Annotated in this window: 13 protein-coding genes; 9 read left to right on the top strand and 4 right to left on the bottom strand. The window is 68.0% G+C overall.

Going from position 1 to position 23,187, the window contains the following annotated elements; translation table 11 throughout:
* Positions 1–83 precede the first annotated feature (83 nt).
* The 5 genes from Rhe02_RS11235 (at position 84) to ypfJ (ending at position 12,509) form a co-directional block, all read left to right on the top strand.
* Positions 84–6,458 carry a PA14 domain-containing protein gene (locus Rhe02_RS11235; RefSeq protein ID WP_203908082.1) on the top strand — a complete coding sequence of 2,125 codons (6,375 nt, stop codon included), beginning with the start codon at positions 84–86 and terminating at the stop codon, positions 6,456–6,458.
* A gap of 122 nt (positions 6,459–6,580) precedes the next feature.
* Positions 6,581–8,455, top strand: coding sequence for an ABC transporter ATP-binding protein (locus Rhe02_RS11230; RefSeq protein WP_203908081.1), 1,875 nt, complete (start codon positions 6,581–6,583; stop codon positions 8,453–8,455).
* Positions 8,456–8,630: 175 nt separating this feature from the next.
* Positions 8,631–8,876: a hypothetical protein gene (locus Rhe02_RS11225; protein WP_203908080.1), complete on the top strand. Its 246-nt coding sequence runs from the start codon at positions 8,631–8,633 to the stop codon at positions 8,874–8,876.
* Positions 8,843–11,575, top strand: a complete 2,733-nt coding sequence (locus Rhe02_RS11220; RefSeq protein WP_239123664.1) for a LuxR family transcriptional regulator — start codon at positions 8,843–8,845, stop codon at positions 11,573–11,575. Before Rhe02_RS11225 ends, Rhe02_RS11220 begins: the two co-directional genes overlap by 34 nt.
* A gap of 16 nt (positions 11,576–11,591) precedes the next feature.
* Positions 11,592–12,509, top strand: a complete 918-nt coding sequence (gene ypfJ, locus Rhe02_RS11215; RefSeq protein WP_203908079.1) for a KPN_02809 family neutral zinc metallopeptidase — start codon at positions 11,592–11,594, stop codon at positions 12,507–12,509.
* Between the two features lie 7 nt (positions 12,510–12,516).
* Here ypfJ and Rhe02_RS11210 read toward each other — a convergent pair whose 3' ends face one another.
* Positions 12,517–13,308 carry a DNA-formamidopyrimidine glycosylase family protein gene (locus Rhe02_RS11210; RefSeq protein WP_203908078.1) on the bottom strand — a complete coding sequence of 264 codons (792 nt, stop codon included), beginning with the start codon at positions 13,306–13,308 and terminating at the stop codon, positions 12,517–12,519.
* Between the two features lie 167 nt (positions 13,309–13,475).
* Here Rhe02_RS11210 and Rhe02_RS11205 point away from each other — a divergent pair, with 167 nt between their 5' ends.
* Entirely contained in the window at positions 13,476–14,225 is a 750-nt protein-coding gene (locus Rhe02_RS11205; RefSeq protein ID WP_203908077.1) for a zinc-dependent metalloprotease, read from the top strand.
* 176 nt (positions 14,226–14,401) lie between these two features.
* Here the strand turns inward: Rhe02_RS11205 and Rhe02_RS11200 are convergent, their stop codons facing one another.
* The 3 genes from Rhe02_RS11200 to Rhe02_RS11190 are packed head-to-tail and all read right to left on the bottom strand — an operon-like array spanning position 14,402 to position 19,142.
* Positions 14,402–15,040: a hypothetical protein gene (locus Rhe02_RS11200; RefSeq protein ID WP_203908076.1), complete on the bottom strand. Its 639-nt coding sequence runs from the start codon at positions 15,038–15,040 to the stop codon at positions 14,402–14,404.
* A 35-nt stretch (positions 15,041–15,075) separates the two neighbouring features.
* Positions 15,076–15,780, bottom strand: coding sequence for a GNAT family N-acetyltransferase (locus Rhe02_RS11195; RefSeq protein WP_203908075.1), 705 nt, complete (start codon positions 15,778–15,780; stop codon positions 15,076–15,078).
* Between the two features lie 56 nt (positions 15,781–15,836).
* Entirely contained in the window at positions 15,837–19,142 is a 3,306-nt protein-coding gene (locus Rhe02_RS11190; RefSeq protein WP_203908074.1) for a phosphodiester glycosidase family protein, read from the bottom strand.
* Positions 19,143–19,236: 94 nt separating this feature from the next.
* Between Rhe02_RS11190 and trpD the strand changes: the two genes are divergently transcribed.
* The 3 genes from trpD (at position 19,237) to Rhe02_RS11175 (ending at position 23,154) form a co-directional block, all read left to right on the top strand.
* Positions 19,237–20,226, top strand: coding sequence for an anthranilate phosphoribosyltransferase (trpD, locus tag Rhe02_RS11185; RefSeq protein ID WP_203908073.1), 990 nt, complete (start codon positions 19,237–19,239; stop codon positions 20,224–20,226).
* Positions 20,227–20,384: 158 nt separating this feature from the next.
* On the top strand, positions 20,385–21,923 hold the full coding sequence (locus Rhe02_RS11180; RefSeq protein ID WP_203908072.1) for an alkaline phosphatase D family protein: 1,539 nt from the start codon (positions 20,385–20,387) through the stop codon (positions 21,921–21,923).
* Positions 21,924–21,933: 10 nt separating this feature from the next.
* A complete protein-coding gene (locus Rhe02_RS11175; RefSeq protein ID WP_239123663.1) occupies positions 21,934–23,154 on the top strand; it encodes a hypothetical protein in 1,221 nt (406 codons plus the stop codon).
* Positions 23,155–23,187: the final 33 nt, after the last annotated feature.

Genomic DNA, 23,187 nt, shown 5'->3' with positions numbered 1-23,187 from the left:
CCCGGTCGGGGACCGCCTAATGGACGCCACCGGCATCCACCGGTGGATTCCCTTCAGGAGAGAGAACAATGACATCAGTCCGCATGCGAAGAACCACGCTCGTGGTTTGCGCTGTCATGCTGCCTGGACTCGTCGGTGTGGCGTCAGGTCCGCCACCGGCGCAGGCGGCCAAACCCGTTGCGGTGGCCCGGCCGTTGCTGGGCACCTCGCCTCCCGTGCGCCTGCCCGAACCGTCGATGCCGACCGGCAACGCGGCGACGGAACAAACAAGCCAGGCGGCCAAACCCAAACGTCCCGTGCCACGCGAGTTCGATCCCGCCCGCGAGATCATCCGGCGACGGGACGCACAGACCGAGGTCTATGCCAACGACGACGGGACAGAGACCGTCATCTTGCACACCGAACCGGTGAACTTCCAGCCGCGACCCGGTGCGGCGTGGGAGAAAATCGACAATACGTTGGTACCGGACCCGCAGCGCGACGGCTGGATCCGTAACCTGGCCAACTCCTGGAAGGTGGAGTTCGGGCCGATCATGTCGCAGGGTGGCGGGGTCGAGCTTTCGGCGGGTACAGGAAAAATTTGGTTTGCACCCGAGCTTGGCGATGTGCACCAGATGGTCCTGCCGGTGATAGACGAGGATCACCCCAACCGGCTTGTCTACTCCGACGTGTGGCCCGGCGTGGACGTGGTCTATTCGGTCACCTCCGCCCAGGTCAAGGAGTCGATAGTGGTCAGGTCGGGCGACCGGTCCGACTTCCCCTTCGCTGTCAGCGGTCTCGGCCTGGAAGAGCGGATGCTCTTGCCGCCGAGGGTGACCGCGGCTTCGGCGGGCACGTGGCAGTTGGGACCGCTGGAGGTCACCGGATCGCAGGGCACGGTCACCGACGGATCCGGCGTAAAGGCACGCGTCGAAACACTCGACGGGCGCAAGGATGGGCGGCAGCGGATGACGCTTTCGGTCGACAAGGCATGGCTTGCCACGCAATCGGGGGGCAAGCATCCCGTGGTGATCGACCCGTCTTTCTTGCTGCCTTCCACCGGGGCAGCCAACTGGGCGTGCTCTTACCTTCTGTTCGAGTCGCTCTACGAAGCGTCCTTTTGCGACGGTATTCGCACCGGAACCCATCACACACCAGGCACCCCTTGGGATCCCGCGAATGGCCGCTACTGGTGGCGCAGCATCGCCAGGTTCGACTATCGGCCCTACGTCGAAGGCGCCAACAAGGACCTCATCAGCGCCCAAGTCTGGGGCAACGAGTACGACGAGCTGGGCATCGGCGCCGACCCCGAGCTGATCGAGCTATGGGATGCCATCGCCCCCAACGCGGCGGGCGCCGTCGCCAACGGCGACCGGGTGTTCAACCTCGTCGACGCCAAGGTCGTACCCTCGGATCCTTGGTGCTACTGGGGTTTGGAGGTCTGCTGGGATGTCACCGACCGCATCCAGCTGTGGAAGGACATCGCCGCCTGGAACAGCCCTTGGGACGACGGCATGTTCGGCTTCGGCGGCGACGAGGAAGACCCGGACTACCTGTATCGTCTGTCCTACAAGCGATTCCTTCCCGGCGACATCAGGCTCGCCCTGAACGTCAACACCCGTCCGGGCAAGCCGGCGCAGGTGGGGCCGGCCGACGGTGCGCTGGCGATCGACACCCTCGAGCCCACCTTGACCTGGCAGACGGTCGACGACCCGGATGGGCAGGAGGTGCGTTACACGGTCAAGCTGGCGACCTCACCGGATGCGGAGTCTGGCATGGTGGCGCAGTCGGCCGAGCTGACCGAGCCCGCAGGTGCGGCGCAGATGTCCTGGGCGGTACCGGCCGGAGTGCTCCGCGACGGGGTCACCTACTACTGGAAGGTGCTGGCGCACGACATCGCGTTCGACAACGCCGGCGGTGCCTATGTCGCCTCGGATGTGCGCAAGCTGACCGTCGATCGGAAGCTGGGCATGGGTGGCCTGTCGCCGACCGACGAGCTGGGCGCGGTGACGACGAACATGGTGACCGGCAACCCGACTGTCCGCATCGATGGGCCGCAGCTACCCACCGTGGGCGGCGGAGTGGGCGTGGGCTTTGTCTACAATGGACGCGACACCCGCTATGGGCTCAAGGCCACCTACCGCAATGACGTCGACAAGGACCATGTGATCGAGCCGACCGATCCGGTCCAGCTCGTCCGGACCGACACGGTCATGCGGTTCGAGTGGGGCAACGAGTCGCCGTCGCCCGGGGTGCCGACCGACTACTTCACCGCCAGCTGGTCGGGGTCGATCCGGCTGCCCGCCAACCACAACTGGCAGTTCGGCATCCGCTCCGATGACGGGATTCGCCTGCGGTACAACGGGGTCACGGTGATGGACCTTTGGAACTCGCTGCAACCCGACCCGGTCTGGGAGGCGGGGTCGCACGCAGGCGGCACGACCAGGGCCTTCGCACTGGACTATTATGAGGTGACCGGCCCGGCCTATCTGCATCTGCTGGTCCGTGAGGATCTCGGGGGCAGCTTCGGCCCGGCTTCCGATGTGCCGGCCGACTGGCTGGCGCCCGAGTCACCCGCGTTGCCGTCGGGCTGGTCGCTTCAGGCCGCCGACGCCAACGCCGCCTACACCGCGGCGACAGTCAACGAGGGCTCGGTCACGCTGACCGCCGACGACGGGGAGACCTTCTCCTTCGCGCGCAACGCCTCCGGTACCTACACGCCGCCACCGGACAACGACGATCTAGTGGTCGTCAACAGCGACGGGACGGTGGCCGTCCATGACGAGGAGGGGCTTGACTACCTGTTCCGTCCCGACGGTGGCCTTTCCGCCGTGCGCACACCGCTGGACGACCGGCGGCCGGCCGCGGCCCGCAACGTCTTTGACAGCCTCGGACGCCTCGCCGCCATCGAGGATCCGGTGTCGGGAAGGCAGGTGACGCTGCGCTATGCGGCCACCGACGCGGACGTCAACTGTCCCAACAGCCCGCCCCTGGGCGGCACCGCCTACCAGGCCGAGGAGGGCATGCTGTGCCGGGTCACCTACTGGGACGGCACGACCACGGATCTGTTCTACTTCAGGGACACCGATCTGCTTTCCCATGTCGCCAATCCGGGCGACTCGTGGTGGACCTTCAGCTACGACTCCGAGGCGCGTATGGTGGGGATGGCCGATCCCAACGCGAGGGATGTGCTGTTCTCCGGCAACCGCACTGACACCGACCTCAACCGGCTGTTCACCCGGATCGATTACGATCCGTTGACCACCGGCTTGAAGTCTCGGGTCAAGACGGTGACGTTGCCCGCGGCGCAACAGATTGACGCCGCCCGGCCATCGCGCACGTACGACTACACGCAGAACAAGAGCGGCGGCATCCTCATCGACGGCTCCGCCACGGTCACCCGCGGCGGAATGGCCGGCATCTTCCGCACCCAGAAGTACGATTTCCGGGGGCGCCGGACCGAGGACACCAACTCCCTCGGGCAGACAGTGAAAACCTACTGGGACGCAAGGGATCTAGCCTATGCCACGCTGACACCCGACGGTCAGCTGACGGCGACGCTTTACGACCAGAAGCGAAACCCGGTCGAGTCCTGGGGCCCCGCGCCGGTGTCGATGTTCGACAAGATCTGGTACGGCAACGACTTCTACCTCCCCAAAGACGCGGACTGCATGAGCGCCACCGCATCGGCGACCGCGTGTGAGGTAGGCCGCACCCATACCGGCTTCGACGAGGGTGTCAACGGCCTTCAGGTGAAGTGGTGGAACAACACCAGCCGCCAGGGGCCGGTGGTCGCACACGCCTTCGACCCGGATACGTTGCGCGACAACGACTCCGGTCGGCCGCAGGGCGTCAACGCCAACGGCACCGGGGCCCTCTACACCGGTGACATCACGCTGCCCACCGCGGGCGTGTTCAAGTTGCAGATCTGCGTCGGGCAGGCCGACGCCGCGTGGCTGTTCGTGGACGGCAGGGAGGTGGTCTCGCGCTGGCTACCCGACACGTCTTTGCCCCACAGCTGCAGCGATCCCGAGAACAAGAGCACGTGGATCAACGCGGCCGGCCCGGGGGAGCGGCACAGCATCCAGATCAAGTACGCCGACTTCGACTTCGCGGATCTGTTGCACCTCAACTGGGTGCGCCCGGACGGCGGCTACGAGGCGGCGACCGGGCTCACCCCGGAGTTCAACCTCGTCACGTCGAAGATCGGGCCGGACGGCACCAAGACGAGCACCTTCTATTCCGACCCGGCCAACGGCATCGGGCCGCAGCACAACCTCGTGACCAAGACGATTGTCGACCCTGGCGGTCTCGGCCTGACCACCACGACGACCTATGAACCCGCCGACGGAACCAACGGCTTCCTGCGCCAGGTGGCCAGGACGCTGCCGGGCGGCGATGTCACGAGGACCACCATCGGTTACTACGGCGCGGACAACCCGGCCACCCCGGCCAACGAGGCGGAGACCCGGGACAATCCCTGCACGCCGGCGGTGGAGGCCATCAACCAGGGTGGCATGGCCAAGCTGTCCACCGATGCCGATCCGGACGGCGGCGGGATCCTCACGCCTGTGGTGCGCGAGTTCGTTTACGACGTGAGTGGGCGCATCTTGGCCTCGCGTGTCGGCAGCGAACAGTGGACTTGCGTGATCTACGACGCCCGGGGCAGGGCAACGGAGACACGGTATCCGGCCTTCGGCGGGCAGCCCGCGCGGACTGTGACGACGGCTTATGCGGTCGATCCGGATGGCGCGGCGGGGCCGAAGGGCCCCTCGCCGCTCATCCAGGCGGTGACCGACACCGCGGGCACGATCACCTCCGAGACCGATCTGCTGGGACAGGCGATCTCGTACCGGGACGTCTTCGGCAATGTGACGACCTCCGGGTACGACATCCTGGGAAGAGAGATCACCCAGTCGGGACCCGCTGGTGTCATCGAGAAGTCGTACGACTCCGGCGATCGTCTAACCCAGATCAAACGGGCGGGGGTGGTGCAGGCGAACGGCCTCGTCTACAACGCCACCAACGGCCGGCTGGAATCGGTGACCTATCCGGTCAACTCGACCAAGGGCGCCTTCGGTTACGACACCTTCGGCAGGCCCAGCAAGGTGACCTGGTCCAAGGTCGGGGGTGCGACGATCACCAGTGACGAGGTGACGCGCAACCTGATCGGGGATGTGGTCGGGCAGGTGGTCGACGGCGTGGACCATCACGCTGGCGACGACTTCCGCTACGACGCCGCCGGCCGGCTCTACGACGCTTACCTTCCGGGCCGGCGGGTGCAGTACGAGTTCGGCACCCTCACCACGGCCGCCTGTGGCGCAAGCGCTCTGCCGGCCGCCGGCGCCAACACCCACCGCACCAAGCAAACCGTTACGCCCACGGGTGGCGCGGCTACCGTGACCACCTATTGCTATGACCGGGCGGACCGCCTGACCTCCACTTCGGAAAGCGGTGTCGGGACTCCGGTTTACGACACGCATGGCAACGCCGGCTTCATCTTCGGCGAGACCCACAGTTATGACGCGGCTGACCGGCACATGTCGACCAGCAAGGCCACCACCACGGTCAGCTATGTCCGGGACGCCACCGATCGCATTGTTGAGCGGCGGGTCAACGGCGCCTTCTCGGCGCGTTATGGCTCAACGGGTTCCGGTGACACGCCTGACTTCGTCACGGGTGCCGGCAATCAGGTCGAGCAGGCGTATCTCGTGCTGCCGGGCGGGGCGTTGCTGACCGTTCAGCAGTCGGGAAGTGTCTGGTCTTACCCGAACCTGCACGGTGACGTGGTCGCCGTCGCCGGGGCGGACGGCCTGAAACAAGGCGCGACAACCGTTTACGACCCGTACGGCAACCCGATCGCGGGCACACTGCCCGACAACAGCCAGGGTGCCATGGACTATGGCTGGCTCGGCCGGCATCAGCGGCCGCTGGAGCACGAGAACGGTCTGCAGCCGATCGTCGAGATGGGCGCCCGGCAGTATTCGCCCCTGCTCGGCCAGTTCATCGAGGTCGATCCGGTGGAGGGCGGCAGCGCCAACGACTACGACTACGTCGGCGGTGACCCGGTCAACTCGTTCGACCTTGCGGGCGACTGCATGTTCGGCAGGCGAGGCAAAGACCATCGCAGAAGGGACAGGCACGGTCACCGCATAGGCAAAGACCGGCGTGGCTGTAAGGGCGGAAGTGTCGCTCACGCCGTCCACCATGTGACTGTGCGGCCCGTCCGGGCGGCAGCCGGCGTGGCGGGAAGAAACCTGAGCTGGCACGGGCTGGGCAACATGCGGCGATCGATCGGCGGTGCGATCCAGCGTGCGGCCGGCCGCTGCTGGGCGAAAGCCTGGCGAACAGCGGTAGTTTTCGCGGCGGCGGCGGCGATCGGCTCTCTCGTGGCGGGCCCCGAGGTCGGAGCGGGAATATTGGCAAGCGCCCCGAAGGCAGTGCTCATCGGCTGCCTCTATGGGGCATTCTTCGGATGATGTTGCCGGAGGGCGGCACGGGAAACGCACCACCCATGCCGCCCTCCGGCAAGGCTTTGCCAAGCGGCTGGGCAACGGCAAACCCATGCGACGTGCTAGCTAAAGCACTCTAGTTTGGAGGCATGGCTGAAGAGGTGGTCCTGCCACAGTTGCGCCGGATGTGGTGGGAGATGGGGGTGGAGGCGCGCGGTGAAGCGGGCTTCACCAAGGTGGCCAAAGCCTTGCCCGCTATGGTGATGGCGGCGATGCGGCTGGCCTGGCGGGCAGACAGGTTCGGCACGGCCGCCACTCTGGTATTGACGATCATTTCTGGGGTACTGGCCACAGTCGGCCTGTTGACCACCCAGCAGGTGTTGATCGAGGTGTTTGCGGCCGGCCCGACCGCCGATCGGCTCGCCTCGGCGTTTCCGGCGCTGGTGTTGCTGGCGGCGGTGACCGGCCTGCGAGCGGGCCTGGGCATAGCGGTGGGCTGGGTGCAGACCGGCTTGGAGCCCAAGGTGGTGCAGTCGGCGCAGCGGCAGCTGTTCGAGGTGACGACGAACGTCGATGTGAGCGCTTTCGATGAGGAGTCCTTCGCCGACGAGATGGAAAGGGCCACCGGTCGCGGCACCGATGCCACGATGGGCCTGGTGGAGTCGACCCTGAACCTGCTCGCCGGGTTGATCGGCATCGGTGCCGTGGCGGTGGCGCTCGGTCTGCTGCACCCGTTGCTGATCGTGGTGACGGTGGCCGCGATGATCCCGACCGGGTGGGCGGCGATGCATGCGGGACAACAGCAGTACCGCGCCTATCTGGCCTCGTCGATCCGGCGCAGGCGGCTGTGGATCCTGGCCCGGCTCATGGCCGATCGGCGGCCCGCGGTGGAGCTTCGCGCCTACGGCCTGAGAAGCTTTCTGCTGCACCAGTTCGATGTGGTGATGGGGGCCGAGACACGCCATCAGCTGCGGCTGGCGAAGAAGGTCACCACCACCAACACGATCGGCTCGATGATCGGCGGTGTCGCCGCGCTGGGCGTCTACGTCGTGTTGGCATGGCTGCTGGTCTCGGGCCGGATGCCGCTGGCGGCCGGGGCCACGGCGATCGTGGCGCTGCAGTCGGCCCGCCATTCGCTGGCGCTGGCCAGCTATCAGGTCGACGCCCTCTACTCGGAGGGCCGTCACTTCCGCGACTTCGAGACCTTCCTCAAACGCGCCCACACCCGGGTCACCACGGCGCACGGCCGTACCGTTCCGGGCGGGCTGCGCCTGCTTGAGCTTGACCGGGTGACTCTGGCCTATCCGGACAGGGAACAGCCGGCCGTGTCGGAGGTGAGCCTGACGCTGCGGTCGGGTCAGACGATCGCGCTGGTGGGGGAGAACGGCTCGGGCAAGACCACCCTGGCGGCCATGCTGTGCGGCCTGCGCAAGCCCGACACCGGCCGGGTGCTCTGGAACGGAGTCGATCTGTCCACTTTGGATATTGAGCTGCTGCGATCGCGGATAGCGGTCATCACCCAGGAACACCACCATTGGCCGTTCACCGCGACCGTCAACATCCGCCTGGGCGACACCGCACGCGACGCCGGGCACGAGACGATCGAGCAGGCCGCGCGCAGGGCGGCGGCCCACGACATGATCGTGGAGCTGCCCCGCGGCTACGACACCCTGCTCGACCGCACCTTCGAGGGTGGGCAGGACCTCTCCGGCGGGCAGTGGCAGCGGCTCATCGCGGCCCGCGGCTTCTTCCGCGACGCCGACCTGCTCATCATGGACGAGCCCTCCTCCGCCCTGGACGCCAAGGCCGAGGACCAGCTGTTCTCGGTGGTGCGGGAGCGCCGTGGGCAAGCGACCACCATCCTGATCACCCATCGCCTGGCCAATGTGCGCCACGCGGACCGCATCTACGTCATGGACCGCGGCCGGCTCATCGCCGAGGGCACCCATGACGAGCTGATGGACCACGCCGACCCGACCTACCGCGAGCTGTTCGAGCTTCAGGCCGCCGGCTACGCAGCCTGAAGCGCTTAGTCAATGCGGCCCCGGCCGCCTTCACCAAACGGTCTAAATCGGCCCTATTCTGGCGACGGTCAGGTGCGGGGTAGGTATACCTAGAGACCGGCCACGCCGGGAGCGACGGCGAAGATAGATAACTGCTGCGGATGGCACCAGACCCTTACCGGCCGACTATTAATGCATGTTCTTTCACCCAGACACGATGCTGATGATGGCCAACGAACACCGCCGCGAACTGATCGCCGAAGCCGACCGCTTCCGCCTTCTGAAGGCCGCACTGCGCACCCGCCGCGAGAACCTACGCCAAGACAAAGAGGTCGTCAGCGTACAGAGCGCCTCCGGGCGAGAACGTCCGGCCCCAGCCGCCCGGCCCGCCGCCGGTACCCTGGCGGGGTGCGGATCACGAGGGGTGGCGCCAGCCCGATGATGATTGGGCGTGAGCCCGAGCTGAGGCAGCTGTCTCAGCTCGCGGCTTCCGGCCAGTCTCATGTGGTGATGCTCGCCGGGGAGCCCGGCATCGGCAAGACCCGCCTGGTCCACGAGCTGACCGGCGCTCTGGACCCGGCGACGGTGGTGCTGATCGGGCAGGCCGTGCCGGGTTCGCTCGCCCGGCCGTACGAGGTCCTGCTCGACGCCATAGACAACCGCCCCGGGATAGGCGAGGACCAGCTGGAGGCCCTCTCCGATCCCCGGCGCAGCGCGGTGGAACGCCTGCACACCGGCCTGGCGATCATCTCCGAAGTGGTCGGCGACGCGCCGGCCGTGCTGGTCTTCGAGGACCTGCACTGGGCCGACTCGGAGAGCGCCGCTCTCTTCGAGCGCATCGCCGATCAGGGCGGGCCGCGTCTGCTCATCGGGACCTACCGGCCCGACGAGGTCACCATGCGCAAGCCGATCGCCGCTCTGCTGGCCCGTCTCGAGCGGCGGCATTCGGTGACCCATGTCCGCCTCGGCCGCCTCAGCGCCGCCCAGACCGCCGCGATGCTGGCCGCCGCCACCGGCAAACCGGCCCCGGTGCGGGCCGCCAACGCGCTGCATCAGCGCACCGGTGGCAACCCGTTCTTCCTCGAGGAGTTGTTGCGCAGCAGGCAAAGCGACGACCTCGAGGAGCTTTGCGAGCAGCCGCTGCCGTGGAGTCTGGTCGAGGTGCTGCGCCGTCAGGTGGAGGGTCTCGAGCCGGTGGGCCATCGGGTGGTCGAGGCCGCTGCGCTGCTGGGCCAGCGGATCCCCTTCGACCTGCTGGCCGGGGTCACCGCGATGGACGAGGGCGACCTCATCGAGGTGCTGCGCGAGCTGGTGACCAGCGGCGTGCTGGTGGAGGCGGATCAGGACGAGTTCGTCTTCCGCCACGCCCTGGTGCGCGAGGCCATCACCGACCAGATGCTGGGCCGTCAGCGGCGGCGCCTGCACGAGGCCGCGCTGGAGGTGCTGCTCGACTCGGGGGCGGCCGATCCGGCGCTGGTGGCCTATCACGCCCGGGGGGCCGGGCGCTACGACGACATGATCGACGCCGCGCAGCGGGGCACCCGGCTCTACCTTTCCATCGGCTCGGCGTATCAGGCTTTGCGTCTTGCGGAAATGGGGCTGGACGAGGTACCCGACGACATAGAGCTTTTATCGGGGGCTGCGAGAGCGGCTTGGCTGGCCGGGTTGCTCGATGACGCTGTCCGATATGGACGGTCGTGGCGCGCCCAGGCGGTCGACGCCCCGGCTCAGGCCGATGCGCTCTACCTGTTGGTGCGGCTGGCCTGGGAGGCCGACGAGCTCACCGAGATGCGCGAGCTGACCAGCGACATCGAGGCGCTCATCGCCGATCTGCCGCCCGGGGCCAGCCAGGCCCGCGCCATGACCGCGGTGGCGCAATCGAAGATGCTGCAAGACGAGCAGGAAGCCACCCTGCGGTGGGCAGACCGGGCGCTCGCCCTGGCCGACGAGTTCGACCTGCCGGTGGTGCGGCTGGCCGCCTTGGTGGAGAAGGGATCGGCGCTGGCCAACCTTCCCGCCACCGCCACCCAGGGCTGGGCGATGCTGCGCGGTCTGGTCGACGAGGCCGAGAAGCTGGGGGAGTGGGTGCTGGCCGCGCGGGCGCTGAACAATCTGGTGCAGGGCGTGCCGCCCGCCTCGGCCGCCGAACACGCCGAAATGCTTGAGCGGATGCGCGGCAACGCCGAGCGGGCGGGCTTCGAATCCCTTGCCGTGGCGGCATATTTCCAGGGCCGCGCCCGGCTGGCGATGCGTGCCGGCAACCTGCCCGAGGCGATCGAGGCCCTGGAGGAGGGCCGCAACCACGACCGCGGCTATCTGCGCCGCGGCCGGCGCGCCGACTACCACGCGGTGTTCCTGGGCGGCCTCTACCTGGAAGCCGGGCGGCTCGATGACATCGCCGAGATCATTGAAGACCTTTCCCATCTGGTACTGGAGGAAGCCAGCACGATTCCCGGCCTGGCCTTCCATCTGGCCTGCCGCCGGGGTGACCTGCCGCTGGCGCAACGCCTACTGGACGAGCTCTACGGCGCCTTGGCCGCTCAGCCCTGGCGCAGCGGATCGCAGGCGCACGACCTGGTCTCCGCCGCGCTCACGGCCGGGCTGCCACTGTCCAAGGTGGACTCGATGCGCGTCGAGCTGCTCGACAACTATGTGTGGGACGACTACCGGACCCTCGTCGACGCCCAGCTCGACGAGGCGCACGGACGCCACCAGGCCGCGCTGGCCGGCTATGTGACCACCGCGGGCTCGGTGATCCTGAGCCCACCGGTGCGGGGGACGGCCCACGTCGGCGCGGCCCGCTGCCTGCTGGCCGCCGACCGGGCGGGCGAAGCCGCCGCCCACGTCGACGCGGCCATGACCCTGCTCGGGTCCTGGGCGGGCTGGCGGGTGGCGCAGCTGGATCAGGTCCGGGCCCGGCTGGGCATGACCGCCGCGCCGAGCGCGGTCACCGGGCCTGCCGCGCTGACCCCCCGCGAACGCGAGGTGGCCTTGCTGATCGCCGATGGGCTCACCAACACCGACCTGGCCCGCCGCCTCTACATTTCGCCCAAGACCGCGGCCGTGCACGTGTCGAGCATCCTGCGCAAGCTGGGCGTGGCCTCGCGCACCGAAGTGGGAAGTGTCATCGAGCAGGCTTGAGGGTACCTGTGGGCACGTGACACTCAACGAGAACGCTGACATTGACACCAGCCAGGTCACCGATGCCCGGGGATCTGGCGGTGGCGGCGCCTTCGGCGGCGGTGGCGGCGGCATGGGCGGGATCCCGATCCCGGTCGGCGGTGGCCTGTTGGGCACGTTACTCGTCCTCGGACTCGTCGTGGCGGGCATGTTCCTCGGCCCCAAGCTGTATGGCGACGGCGACAACGGGGCCCTCAACGAGACCTGCTCGACCGCGAACCCCGATCGGCTGCAGCACGCCGAATGCCGCAACGCCTTATACATCAACTCGATTCAGGCCTACTGGCTCAAGGCGACACCGGAGACGTTCGGGCAGCCGTACCAGGCGACCGACACGGTCTTCTTCGCCCAGGCCGTGAACACCGGATGCGGCGCCGCCGACAGCGGGGTAGGCCCGTTCTACTGCCCGCTGGACAAGCTGGTCTACATCGACCTGACCTTCTACGACGAGCTGGCCAACCGGTTCGGGGCCAAGGGCCAGTTCGCCCAGCCCTATGTGCTCGCCCACGAGTACGGGCACCACCTGCAAAACCTTCTCGGCACCTCGGATCAGGTGCGCCGTCAGCAGGAACGTGACCCGGACAACGCCAACGCGCTGTCGGTGCGCCTGGAGCTTCAGGCCGACTGTCTGGCCGGAGTCTGGTCCAAGCACGCCACCGAGACCACCGCCGCCAACGGGCAGCCCATCTTCAAGAGCCTGACCCAGGAGGATGTGAACCAGGCGCTGGAAGCGGCGGCCGCCATCGGCGACGACGTGATCCAGCGCAAGTCGGGCCGCCCGGTCGACGAGACCCAGTTCACCCATGGGACAGCGGCCCAACGGCGGCAATGGTTCAACAACGGCTACTCCACCGGCGACGGGAAGCGTTGCGACACCTTCAGCGGCGCCATCTGACGCGGGTTTACCCGGCCGGCTGCGGCTGGCACTGCGGGCACCAGTAGGTGATCCGATCGCCCTGCTCGTCGAGGCGGATCGGGGTGCCGCAGCGCCGGCACGGCCGGCCTTTGCGGCCGTACACAAAAGTGGCCTCGCCCTTGAGAAGTGAGCCGGTGGTGCTCTGCGTCCACCGGCCCAGATTGGTGTCGAGCTGACGCTGCGCGATCGTCACCAGGCCGGGCAGATCGGCTACCTGGCGCACCGGCGTCCACGGCCACGTGCCGTGCACGAAAAGCGATTCGGCCTTGTAGAGGTTGCCTATCCCGGCCAGGTTGCGCTGATCGAGCAACGCCTCCGCGATGGCCTGATCGGGGTGGGAGTTCAAGCGGCTCACCGCTTCCAGCAGATCCCACTGCGGGCCGATCAGGTCGGGGCCGAGATGGCCGATCAGCTGCTTCTCGTCGGCAGTGCGCACCACCGACAGCTCGTGCAGGTGAAACCCGACGGCCACGGTGTCCTCGGTCTTGAGCACCACGCGGATGGTATGCCGGGGCCGGGCCCCCCAGCGCTCGCCGGGGGCGTAGACGCGCCACATCCCGTCCATGCGCAGGTGCGAGTGCAGGGTCACCGCCCGGGAATCCTTGCTCAGCCTCAGCAGCAGATGCTTTCCGTAGCAGGCGGACTCGACCACCGTCCACCCGGCCAGATCGACCGTGGCCAGCCTGGGCACCCGGAAGTCGGCCGCGGTCAGCTGCTTGCCGGCGAGGCCGGTCTCCAGCACCCGCGCGGTCATCCAGACGGTGTCGCCTTCCGGCATGCCCCCATCATGCCCGAGCTTTCCTCGCGTAGCCGACCATTTCCCTAGCGTCCTAGGACCGCTTAGCCGACGTGGCCCACCGCATGTCGGGCGCATAGCAGGTGCATACGAGACGCATATCGATCTCTGTCAGGGTGCGGGAAACCCCTTACCCACACGGAGGAGCCATGCTTCGAAGAATGCGCTGGGCTGCCCTGCTGCTGATGCCGTTGGCGCTGATCGCCTCACCCGTCAATGTGGCCGCGGCCGAGCCAACGACCTACGCCTATTTCGGGGATGGATATGTGGTCACCACAGTCGTTCATCCTGACGGAAGACGAGAGATCACCATCGGCGACTTGGTGGCGGGAGCCAAGACCCCCACTCCGCCGGCCGGCGTGATCATCGCCGAGCCCGGCGACTGCGACATCGAGGGCGCGTGGGCCGACGAGCACCGGTGCGGAACCAACCGGTTCCGCTGGCTCGGCTGGCATCCCACCATCTTTGTGGTCGACTACTCCGGAGCCAATTGGCCTGTCTACGAGGCGGCGGTGGTCTGGAACCAGTCCACCGTGCTCAATGTCGGCTACCGTGGTCCATATTGGTCCGGGTGCTACGACGGGCACTATTGCCTCAGCGTCTACTCCGACGACTACGAGAAGAAGTGTGGTGTCGCTGAGCCGAACACGTGGGTTGGCTGCACCCACATGGTCACTAATGGTGACATCTACTACGACTGGGGCACCATCGAGCTGGACGACTCCAATTCGGCCTCCTACCACCTGAACCAGGGCACCGCCTGCCACGAGATCGGCCACGGGCTCGGGCTGGACCACAACCTGTTCACGAGCAGCTGCGTTTACTACCAGCGTCTGCCCGACCGTTCCATCTATCCCGCGAACGGCGACTTTTTGATGCTGGAGAGCATCTACTACTGAGCCTCGAAGACCAAGCGCTCCCGGCGGCCGAGCTGCCGGGAGCGTCTTGGCGCTTATGATCAATTCCTAGCGTCCTAGGATGACTTACGCGGTGTGACCGCTTTAAAGAACCAATATGGCCTGGCGCTTCGCGCCAGCCTCACCAACTAAGAACATTTTCAGGAAAGCGGGACGGCTCAGGCCGCTCGCCAGATCGCGGCGAAGCCGGCTGCCTCGCCGGTGAGCCAGCGGTCGAGCTCGGAGGGGCTGCTTCGCAGCTCGGGGTCGCGGTGGGTCTCGGCGCGGCGCAGGTCGACCAGGACCGCTTCGGCGCCCGGCAGGATCTGGTCCATGTGGGTGTTGAGCAGGTGCAGGGTCACGGTGGTGGCTTCGGCCGTGGGTGGGTCCTCGTCGAAGTGCAGCCGCACGCATTCGCGGCGTCCGTTCTCGTAGAGCAGGCCGAAGTGGGCGGCAACTTTGACCGGCAGGCCGCCGACCACGCCGATGGCGTCGTGCACGGGCAGCAGGCTGACCTGGCCCGGGTCGCCAAGGGTTTCCAGGTAGCGGGCTGCGCCGTCGCTGAGTGCGGAGTAGAGGCGCTGGTAGCGAGGATTCACCGTCTTGACCACGTCGTTGGTGTGGCTGCCGCCGGTGCGGAAGCGGATGTCAGCCTTGAGCGCCTTGACGAATTGGCTGTGCGGGTTGAAGCCGCTGCCTGACTCGCGTTGTTTGCGCAGACCGCCGACGAAGTTGGCCCTGGCCGGGCCGGTGCGGTTCACGTAGCGGGTGAAAGCGAGCAAAGTCGCGTATGGCATGGAGGGGTCTCGGGTGGTCATCTTGGCTCCTCAACGCAGCGATTAGAACACACATTCTAATCGACGATGGCACGTATGTACCAGGTTGCTGTCGAGACTTTGACGAAGCCGAGAGATAGATAAAGCGGCTCGCCCGCGGTGGTGGCTACGAGTGCTATGTGCCGGTTTGGGTGGGCGGCGATCGCTGTCGTCATCATGGCTCGGCCGAGCCCGGCGGAGCGGTGCTCGGGCAGGGTGGCCAGCAGGTAGACGCCGGCGGCGGTGCCGTCGTCGTAGGTGTAGCCGGCGGCGGCCGCCACGCCGTCGCGGTGGGCGAGCCAGACCTTCCATTGGGGTTGCTGTAGCACGCTTTGCGGCAAAAGCGGGCTGCGCGGATTTGGCACAACCGGGAACCCGGCGACGATTATTCTTTCGGCCTCGGCCAGCGCTGCGGGGTCTGCGGCCTGGGTCACGGTGATCGCGGGTGGGCTGTTCGGGGCGATCGTGCCGGCGGCGCGCACCATGACCGGCATTTGCAGGACCCGTACCCCGTCGCCTGCTTCGCCGGTGAGGCTGGAGGTGGAGTCCTCGATGGTCAGCCGCCGGTCGGCCGGTTCGGCGTCGAGCAGCTGCGCGACATCGAGGTCGACCTCGCGGCGCAGGATGATCCGGGTGCCGTTGGGCCGGCTGATGCGGGTGATGCCGGGCCACGTCTCGGTAGCGTGGCCAATGCTGGCCGTCATCGCGGCGGCATTGTCGGAATAGATCTCCGGTCCACTCATCCGAGCCACTCTAATTCCGCCCACCCCCTGGTAAGGGGGTGGGCGGCTCGCCGGGGTCAGGTGATGGTGATGGTGGTGGAGGTGGTGGTGACGGCGGATACGCGGACCGAGACGGTGACGGTGCCTGGGCGCAGGGTGGTGAGGGCGCCGGTGGCGGGGTCGAGCCAGGCGATGTGCCAGGGTCGCAGTTCCCACCACGGTCCAATGTGGAGGTTGGCTGAGCCGGACCAGTCGGCGCTGACCGGGGCGGTGACCGGCACGAGGCGGGTGCCTTGGCCGAGGGTGGCGGTGACTGCGGCGGTCTGTCCGGCCGCGACGGTGGTGGGTGCGGTGAGGCTGAGCGTGTCTACGTGCGGGCGGGTTTGTGCGCGCAGGTCGGAGCCGAACATGGTCCAGCCGGTGAACCCGCCTTCGCCGGCCGGGGTGGCCGGGGCTTTGGCGGTGTTGCCGTTGATGAAGTAGGGCACGCCGTCGACGCGTTCGGCGTGGAAGGTGCCCACGTGCGCGCCGATGAACAGGGCCTGTTTGCCGCTGGCGGTTTCGAAGTCGGCGAGCCATTTTTCCAGCAGTGCGGCCTCTTTGCGGTCGCCGAGCTGGCTTCCTTTGTTGGGGGTGGGGTCGCGGTGCGGGTGGTGGTGCATCACCACGACGTTGGTGGTGGCGGTGGCCAGCGCGTCGCGCAGCAGTGCGAGCTGTGCCAGGTGCAGTGCGCCGTCGGAGGAGTTGAGCATCACGAAGCGGGTGCCGCGATGGTCGAGGACTCGGTTGGTGGCGCCGAAGGCGGTTTCGAAGTTGGTGATCGGTGCGCCCATGATTTCGTGGTTGCCGGGGATGTAGTAGTAGGGCAGCGCGCCGCCGAGTTCCTCGTCGAGGATCTTTTTGGCGAGGGCGAAGTCGGCGGGGAAGGCGGTGTCGACGAAGTCGCCGTTGATGACGAGGAAGTCGGGCGTGGCCGCTTTGATTTCGCGCAGGGTGCGGCGGGCGCCGGCGACCAGGTCGCTGTCGGGGTTGGCGGCGACGAATTGGGCGTCGGACATGACCGCGAAGCGCCATGGCGCATCGTCGAGGGTGCCGTCGGTGACCACGGTCCGGTCGGTGGGCGGTGCCGTCACGGGCAGCTCGATGCTGGGCGGCACCTTGGCCACGAGGTCGTCGATCACCAGCTCGGATTGGTAGCGGGCGTCGGCCTTGATTTCAGGGGCATAAAACCTTCTTACTTTTACCGGGTACCTGATACCGGCCGGCACGGTGAAGGTGACCTCCTGCCAGCCGGTCCAGGTGACGTTGCCGCCGCGCAGCACCTGCGCTGCGCCGTTAGCGTCGACCAGGTGCAGGCTGGCCCATTCGCCGTTGCCGGTGCCGTTGATCCACATGGTGAAGGCTTGGGGTTGGCCCGGCACGTCGATGAAGGTGGGCGGGTTGGCGTAGGCGGCGCGGGTGACGCTGTGGCGGGTGAAGTCGGCGGAGAGGCGAAGGCCGGTGCCGGTGTGGCCGGGGGCGGGGGAGACCGAGCCGGGGATGTCGGCGGGAATTGAGTTGTAGAACCATTGTGAGGCGTTGTCGAAGTCGGCCACCATCACGTCGGCCAGCCCGATGGTGACCGCGAGCACGGCCGTCGACGCTCCAACGTGGACGGTGATCAGCCCGGCTCCGACGTCCTTGAGCGCTTTGACGTTGAGCAGCCCGTCGGGTCGTGCGGTGACCGTCATGAGTGAGGTGTCGTAGTCCAGCCGCAGGTCCGCCGGCTCGATCGGGGCGCCGCGCGCCTCGGAGTCGAATCCCACGACGCCGAAGGTGGTTTCGCTGTTGGCCCCGGCCAGTGCGAGTTTGTCGGCGGTGGGGGAGATGCGTGTCAGCGGCCCGATCACGGTCAGCTTGACGGTGCCGGTGGCCGCCCCGGTGAATGCGGTGACGGTGGCGGCGCCGGGCAATGCCCCGCGAAACACCGCCTCGCGCCCGGTGCCTGCCGCCCCGGACCCGCCCGCACTGGCAGCGCCCGCCGCACCGCCACCCGCGCCGGGGCTGGGTGCGGTGGCGGGCAGGACGATGCCGTGCCAGGGGGTGGACACACGCCAGTGTGGGGTGCCGGCGGCTGGGCCGTAGGTTTCGTCGAAGCCGGCGGCGGTGAGGCGGCGGGTCAGGCCGGGGAAGACTCGGTCGGGTCGGCCGCCTCGGATGGGGCTTAGGCCGGGGGCGGTTTTTGGGTCGGTGGTGGTTTGCACCCAGTACCCAGAAAGGGATCCTGATCCGGCTGGGGCGTAGAGGGCCAGGCCGTTGGGCACGGGCCGCTCGCCGCCGTCGGAGGGCTGGTTTTCGACCTGCACTTGCGCCGAGCCGGGCTCGCGGGCCAGCAGGGTCGACGAGCCGCCGCCGTCGAGGTTGAGGGCGTGGTGGGCGCCCAGTTCGGCCATCAGCTGGCCCATTTCGGTGAGGGTGACGCCGCGGCTGTCGGCTTGGCGGCCGTCGATGGTGAGCAGGTGCATGGTGCGCCCGTCGGCGGAGAAGCCGACGGCGGTGCGTGGGGCGAGGGTGGGGTCGCCGTTGGGTTGCGGCACTCCGTCGCGGACGAGGACCACGTTGCCGCCGATGGCGGCGTTGAGCTGGCTGCCGTCGCTGGCGCGTGGCTGGTAGCGGACCTCGATGCGCTGCCCGATGGTCAGTGCGGCCAGGGTGTCGGCGGCGGCGTCGCGGCCGAGCAGGATCGAGGTTCCGGCTGGGATGGGGCCGCTGCCGGGGGTGGCCGACACGGTGGTGACGATTCCGTTGACCAGGCTCACCTCGGTGATCTTGGTGGCGCCTTCGACGGCGCGGCGGCGCGGGTAGCTGCCCCACAGCGGGGTGAACAGGCCCACTCCGCCGGGGGAGACCAGGTTGTTGAACTGGGTGAGCGCGATGTCGCCGGCGGTGCCTTCGAAGTAGACCTCGATCACCTTGCCGATGCCTTGGGCGGTGACGCCGATGGCTTTGGTGTGCCCGCTGACCGGTGATTGGATCAGCTGTCCATTTTGGATGCCGATGCCCTGGGCGGCGCTGGAGTTGTTGATGTCGAAGAAGTCGCCGTTGACCGCGGCGACGGCGTGTGCGCGGTTGGCCGGCCCGGACAGCGGCTCGGGCGTGGACACCGACCCGGAGTAAAGGTAGTCCACCGAGGTGCGGCCCAGGTCGGCGCTGAGCGCGTCGGCGCGCAGCCAGCCGGCCGAGTCGATGCGGTCGAACGAGGTCAGGGTCAGGCCGGGCGCGACCGGCCGGGTCACCTTGTCGGTCTCCAGGAACGCGGGGACGGCGGCGGCCGGGGCGGAGGTGGCCGGGGCGGGCGCGAGGAGGAAGGGCAGCAGCAGCGCGAGGCATACAAGTCGACGCATGCGCCGCAGTCAACCTCAGTTGGCTACAAGTTTCAAGGGTGGGGAGATGAACGAAGAAAAACTACATGGCCCGGGCTGATATACGATGCTGCCCATGAAAGCGACCGAAGTGGTCCAGTTGCTGGAAGATTTGTTGGCCGGCAACGGTGATCAGGCTGAGCTGGGCTCGCGTCTGCTCGCCGCGCGCAAAGAGGAGCTCGACCCGGAGGGGCTGGCGGCCGGCGTGGGCTTCCTGCGTTCCCGGGCCGTGCTGGTGCCGGGCTGTTCGGAGTCTCTGGACGTGGTGGGCACCGGCGGCGGCGAGTTTCGGCGCAAGGGCACCGTCAACATCTCCACGCTGACCGCCATGTTCACCGCCGCCTCCGGGGTGGCGGTCTGCAAGCAGGGCAACCGCAAGGCGTCCTCGACCAGCGGCTCGTCTGACCTGCTGGAGGCGCTGGGCATCCCGATCGGGCTAGGCCCCGACGAGGTCGCGGCGTGCCTGGCGCAGACCAATTTCGGCTACTGTTTCGCCCCGCGTTTCCACCCCGGCCTGGGCAGTGTGGCCCCGCTGCGGCGTTCGCTGGGCGTGGCGACGATGTTCAACTGGATGGCGCCGCTGGCCAACCCGGCCAGCCCGCGCTATGTGCTGCTGGGCGTGCACGACCCGCAGCTGGCCGAGCTGGAGGCCGGCACCCTGCTGCAGCTGGGCGTGGCCCGGGCGACCGTCGTGTGTGGACCCAACGGCCTGGATGAGCTGTCGGTGGTCTCACCCTCGACGATCTATCTCGTCGACGGCACGGCCAAGACCATCGAGCGGCGCGAGATCGTGCCGGGCGACGAGTTCGGGGTGCACTTCGACGCCGAGCCGGTGGGCGGGGACACCGACTGGAACGTCAAGCTCGCCAACGAAGTGATCAACGGCGGGGCGCCGTCGCCGCTGCGCGAGACGATCGCCGCCAACGTCGCGCTGGCACTTGTCACCCGAGGCGTGCACGGCGATCTGCGCACCGCGTGGCAGGCCGCACAGGCGTTGCTGGACAAGGGAATCCGCGACTGGTTCACCACCACGGTGGCTGCCCATCAGCGGATCGCGGGCGCTTGACTTCCCGCCCCTGGCCCTAAATTGCCCGCCGGTGTATCCGGCGGGCATTTCTTTTCGCTGATGATGAGGCAGGTGTAGAAAAGCTGCAGTGACGATGGTAACTTGAGCGTCGCTCGCTACACCATTGCTGTTCATCTATCACCGGAAAGGTGTGTGCCATGAGCAGGTTTAGTCGCCGTATCTTCGTCCTGGGCGGGCTCAGCGCCGCTTCGCTGGCCGGCACCGCAGGCGCATTGTCAGCCGCGCCAAGCATTCTGGCGGTCATACCCTACCCCTTCAAGCTTGGCATCGCCTCCGGTGAACCCACCTCCGACGGGGTGGTGCTGTGGACCCGGCTGGCGCCGTCTCCGCTGAACGCCGACGGTCTTGGCGGCATGCCGGCCAGCAACATCGCCGTGGACTGGCAAGTGTCCACAAACGACAGATTCACCACCCTGGCCGCGTCGGGGACGGTCACCGCGCTGCCCGGCGACGCCCACGCCGTGCACGTCGAGGTGGCCGGGTTGGCCCCCGACGCCGACTACTTCTACCGCTTCCGGGCTCAGGGCCACATCTCCCCGGTCGGGCGCACCCGCACCGCCCCGGCCGTGGGCACCTTCGGCCGCGACCTGCTGATGGCGTTCTGCTCGTGCTCGCACTACGAGAACGGCTACTTCACCGCCTACCGCCGCCTGGCCGAGGACAACCCAGGGCTGGTGCTGCATCTGGGCGACTACATCTACGAGGGCGCCACCGGCACAGGTGTGCGCACCCACGCGGGCGCGGAAATCGTCAGCCTTGCCGATTACCGGCGGCGCTACGCCCAGTACAAGACCGACCCCGATCTGCAAGCCGCACACGCCGCCGCGCCGTGGCTTGTCGTACCCGACGACCATGAGGTCGAGAACAACTACGCCGGAACGTCGCGCAGCGGCAACACCCCCGCGCTGACCGCCGCGCAGTGGACGGCAAGGCGCACCGCCGCCTACCGCGCCTACTGGGAGAACATGCCGCTACGCGCGGCGCAGAAGTACAGCGGCAATTCCATTCCGCTGTACCGGCGGGTGCGCTGGGGCAACCTGGCCACCTTCCACATGCTCGACACCCGCCAGTACCGCAACGACCAGGCCTGCGACGACGGGTGGAAGGTGTGCTCGGACGCCGACCTGGCCTCACGATCGCTGCCGGGCAACGCCCAGGAGACGTGGCTGCTCGACGGACTGGGCCAGCACCTGGGCACCTGGGACATCCTGGGCCAGCAGGTCTTCTTCGCCCGCCGCTTCGACGCCGCCGGAGCCTCCAGCATGGACGCGTGGGACGGCTACCGCGCCGCCCGCGCCCGCATCCAATCCGGCTGGGTCGCCCGCAGCGTGCGCAACCCGGTGGTGCTCACCGGCGACGTGCACCGCTCGTGGGGCAACGACCTCAAGGCCGACTACGCCAACGCCGGCTCGGCCACCATCGGCTCGGAGCTGGTCACCACGTCCATCACCAGCGGCGGCAACGGTTCCGGCGCGACCGCCATCCCGGATGTGGCGACCAACCCGCACCTGAAGTTCTACTCCGACCATCGCGGCTACGTGCGCACCACGATCAGCCAGACCCAGATCCGCGCCGACTTCCGGGCCGTGACCAACGTGACCGAACACGGCGCGCCCGCCAGCACCCTGCGTTCCTTCGTCATCCAAGAGGGCCTGCCCGGCCTTCAGGCAGTTTAGGGGGTACCAGATGAAAGCCCTTCTGTCCGTGATGCTCGGCGGCGCGCTGTTCTTCTCCGCCGCCGCCTCAGGCCCGGTCATCGCGGCCGCGCAATGGCAGGCCGGCAACTCCGACTCCACCGGCGACCAGGACAACGTCGCCATCGCCGCCAACCGCAACGGCCACGTCGCCATCGTCTGGGAAGACGACCGCGACACCGCCACCCCCGGCGACAACGCGCACAGCGACATCTGGGTGCGCCTGTTCAAGGACGGCACCTCGGTCTACGAGAAGAAGCTGTCCGCAGGCGGCACCGCCGGAGTCAACTGGCGGCACCTGCAGCCAGATGTGGGCCTGGACGACAACGGCAACGCCGTCATCGTGTGGGCCGACGACCCCGACGGCAACGGCTTCTACAACATCCCGATCCGCGTGCTCGGCCCCACCGGCACCCAGCTGTATTCGGCCACCGCCAACACCAGCGCCGACGGCCAGCAGATCGACCCGTCCGTCGGCGTCGACCCCGACGGGTCGGCAGGCGCCATCTCCTACACCGTGGCCTGGACCGACCAGCAGGGCACCGCCGCCACGACGGTGAAAGCGGCCGCGTTCAAAAACGCCACCCGCACCTACGAAAAGCAGATCCACGCCACCGGCGGCACCCACAAACGCCCCGACGTCGCCGTCAACGCCGCAAGCGAAGCCACCATCGTCTGGGACGAAGACGGCGACGCCAACGCCTCCTTCAACGTGGGCCTGATCAAACTCAACGCGGCCGGAACGGTCACCCTGACCCAGCGGGCCGCCAACGTCGGCACCGGCGGGCAGCAGCAGAACCCGTCGGTCGCCGCGAACTTCAACGGCGACTTCGCCGTCGCCTGGGAAAGCGACGCGACCGCCATGTGGCGCGGCTTCACCCGAACAGGAACACCGCTTCACGGCGACATCGCGCTCACCACCACGGCCGGCGCCACCAACCCGTCCATAGGCCTGGACGACCAGGGCAACGTCACCGCCGTATGGACCCAGAGCGGCGCCGACACCTGGACCCACGGCTTCGGCCCCGACGGCTCCGACACCGCACGCCTTGCCGCGCAACAACTCAGCCAGGTCCCCGCCGGACTGCAGACCGGCATCGCCGTGGCGGTGTCGCCCTGGGGCGAAGTGTGCGCCGCCTACACCGACGACAACGACGGCAACGGATTCGACCAGATCATCATCGGGTTCGGCCTGGCCAACACCAACTGGTGAGGTTGAACCGATCCGGATCGGCCGTGGCTGCCC

Origin of the sequence: Rhizocola hellebori (assembly GCF_016862955.1) — a bacterium.
In the GTDB taxonomy this organism is placed as follows: Bacteria; Actinomycetota; Actinomycetes; order Mycobacteriales; family Micromonosporaceae; genus Rhizocola; species Rhizocola hellebori.
Note: the sequence above shows the minus strand (reverse complement) of the source record. Positions and strands in the feature narration are given on the sequence as shown.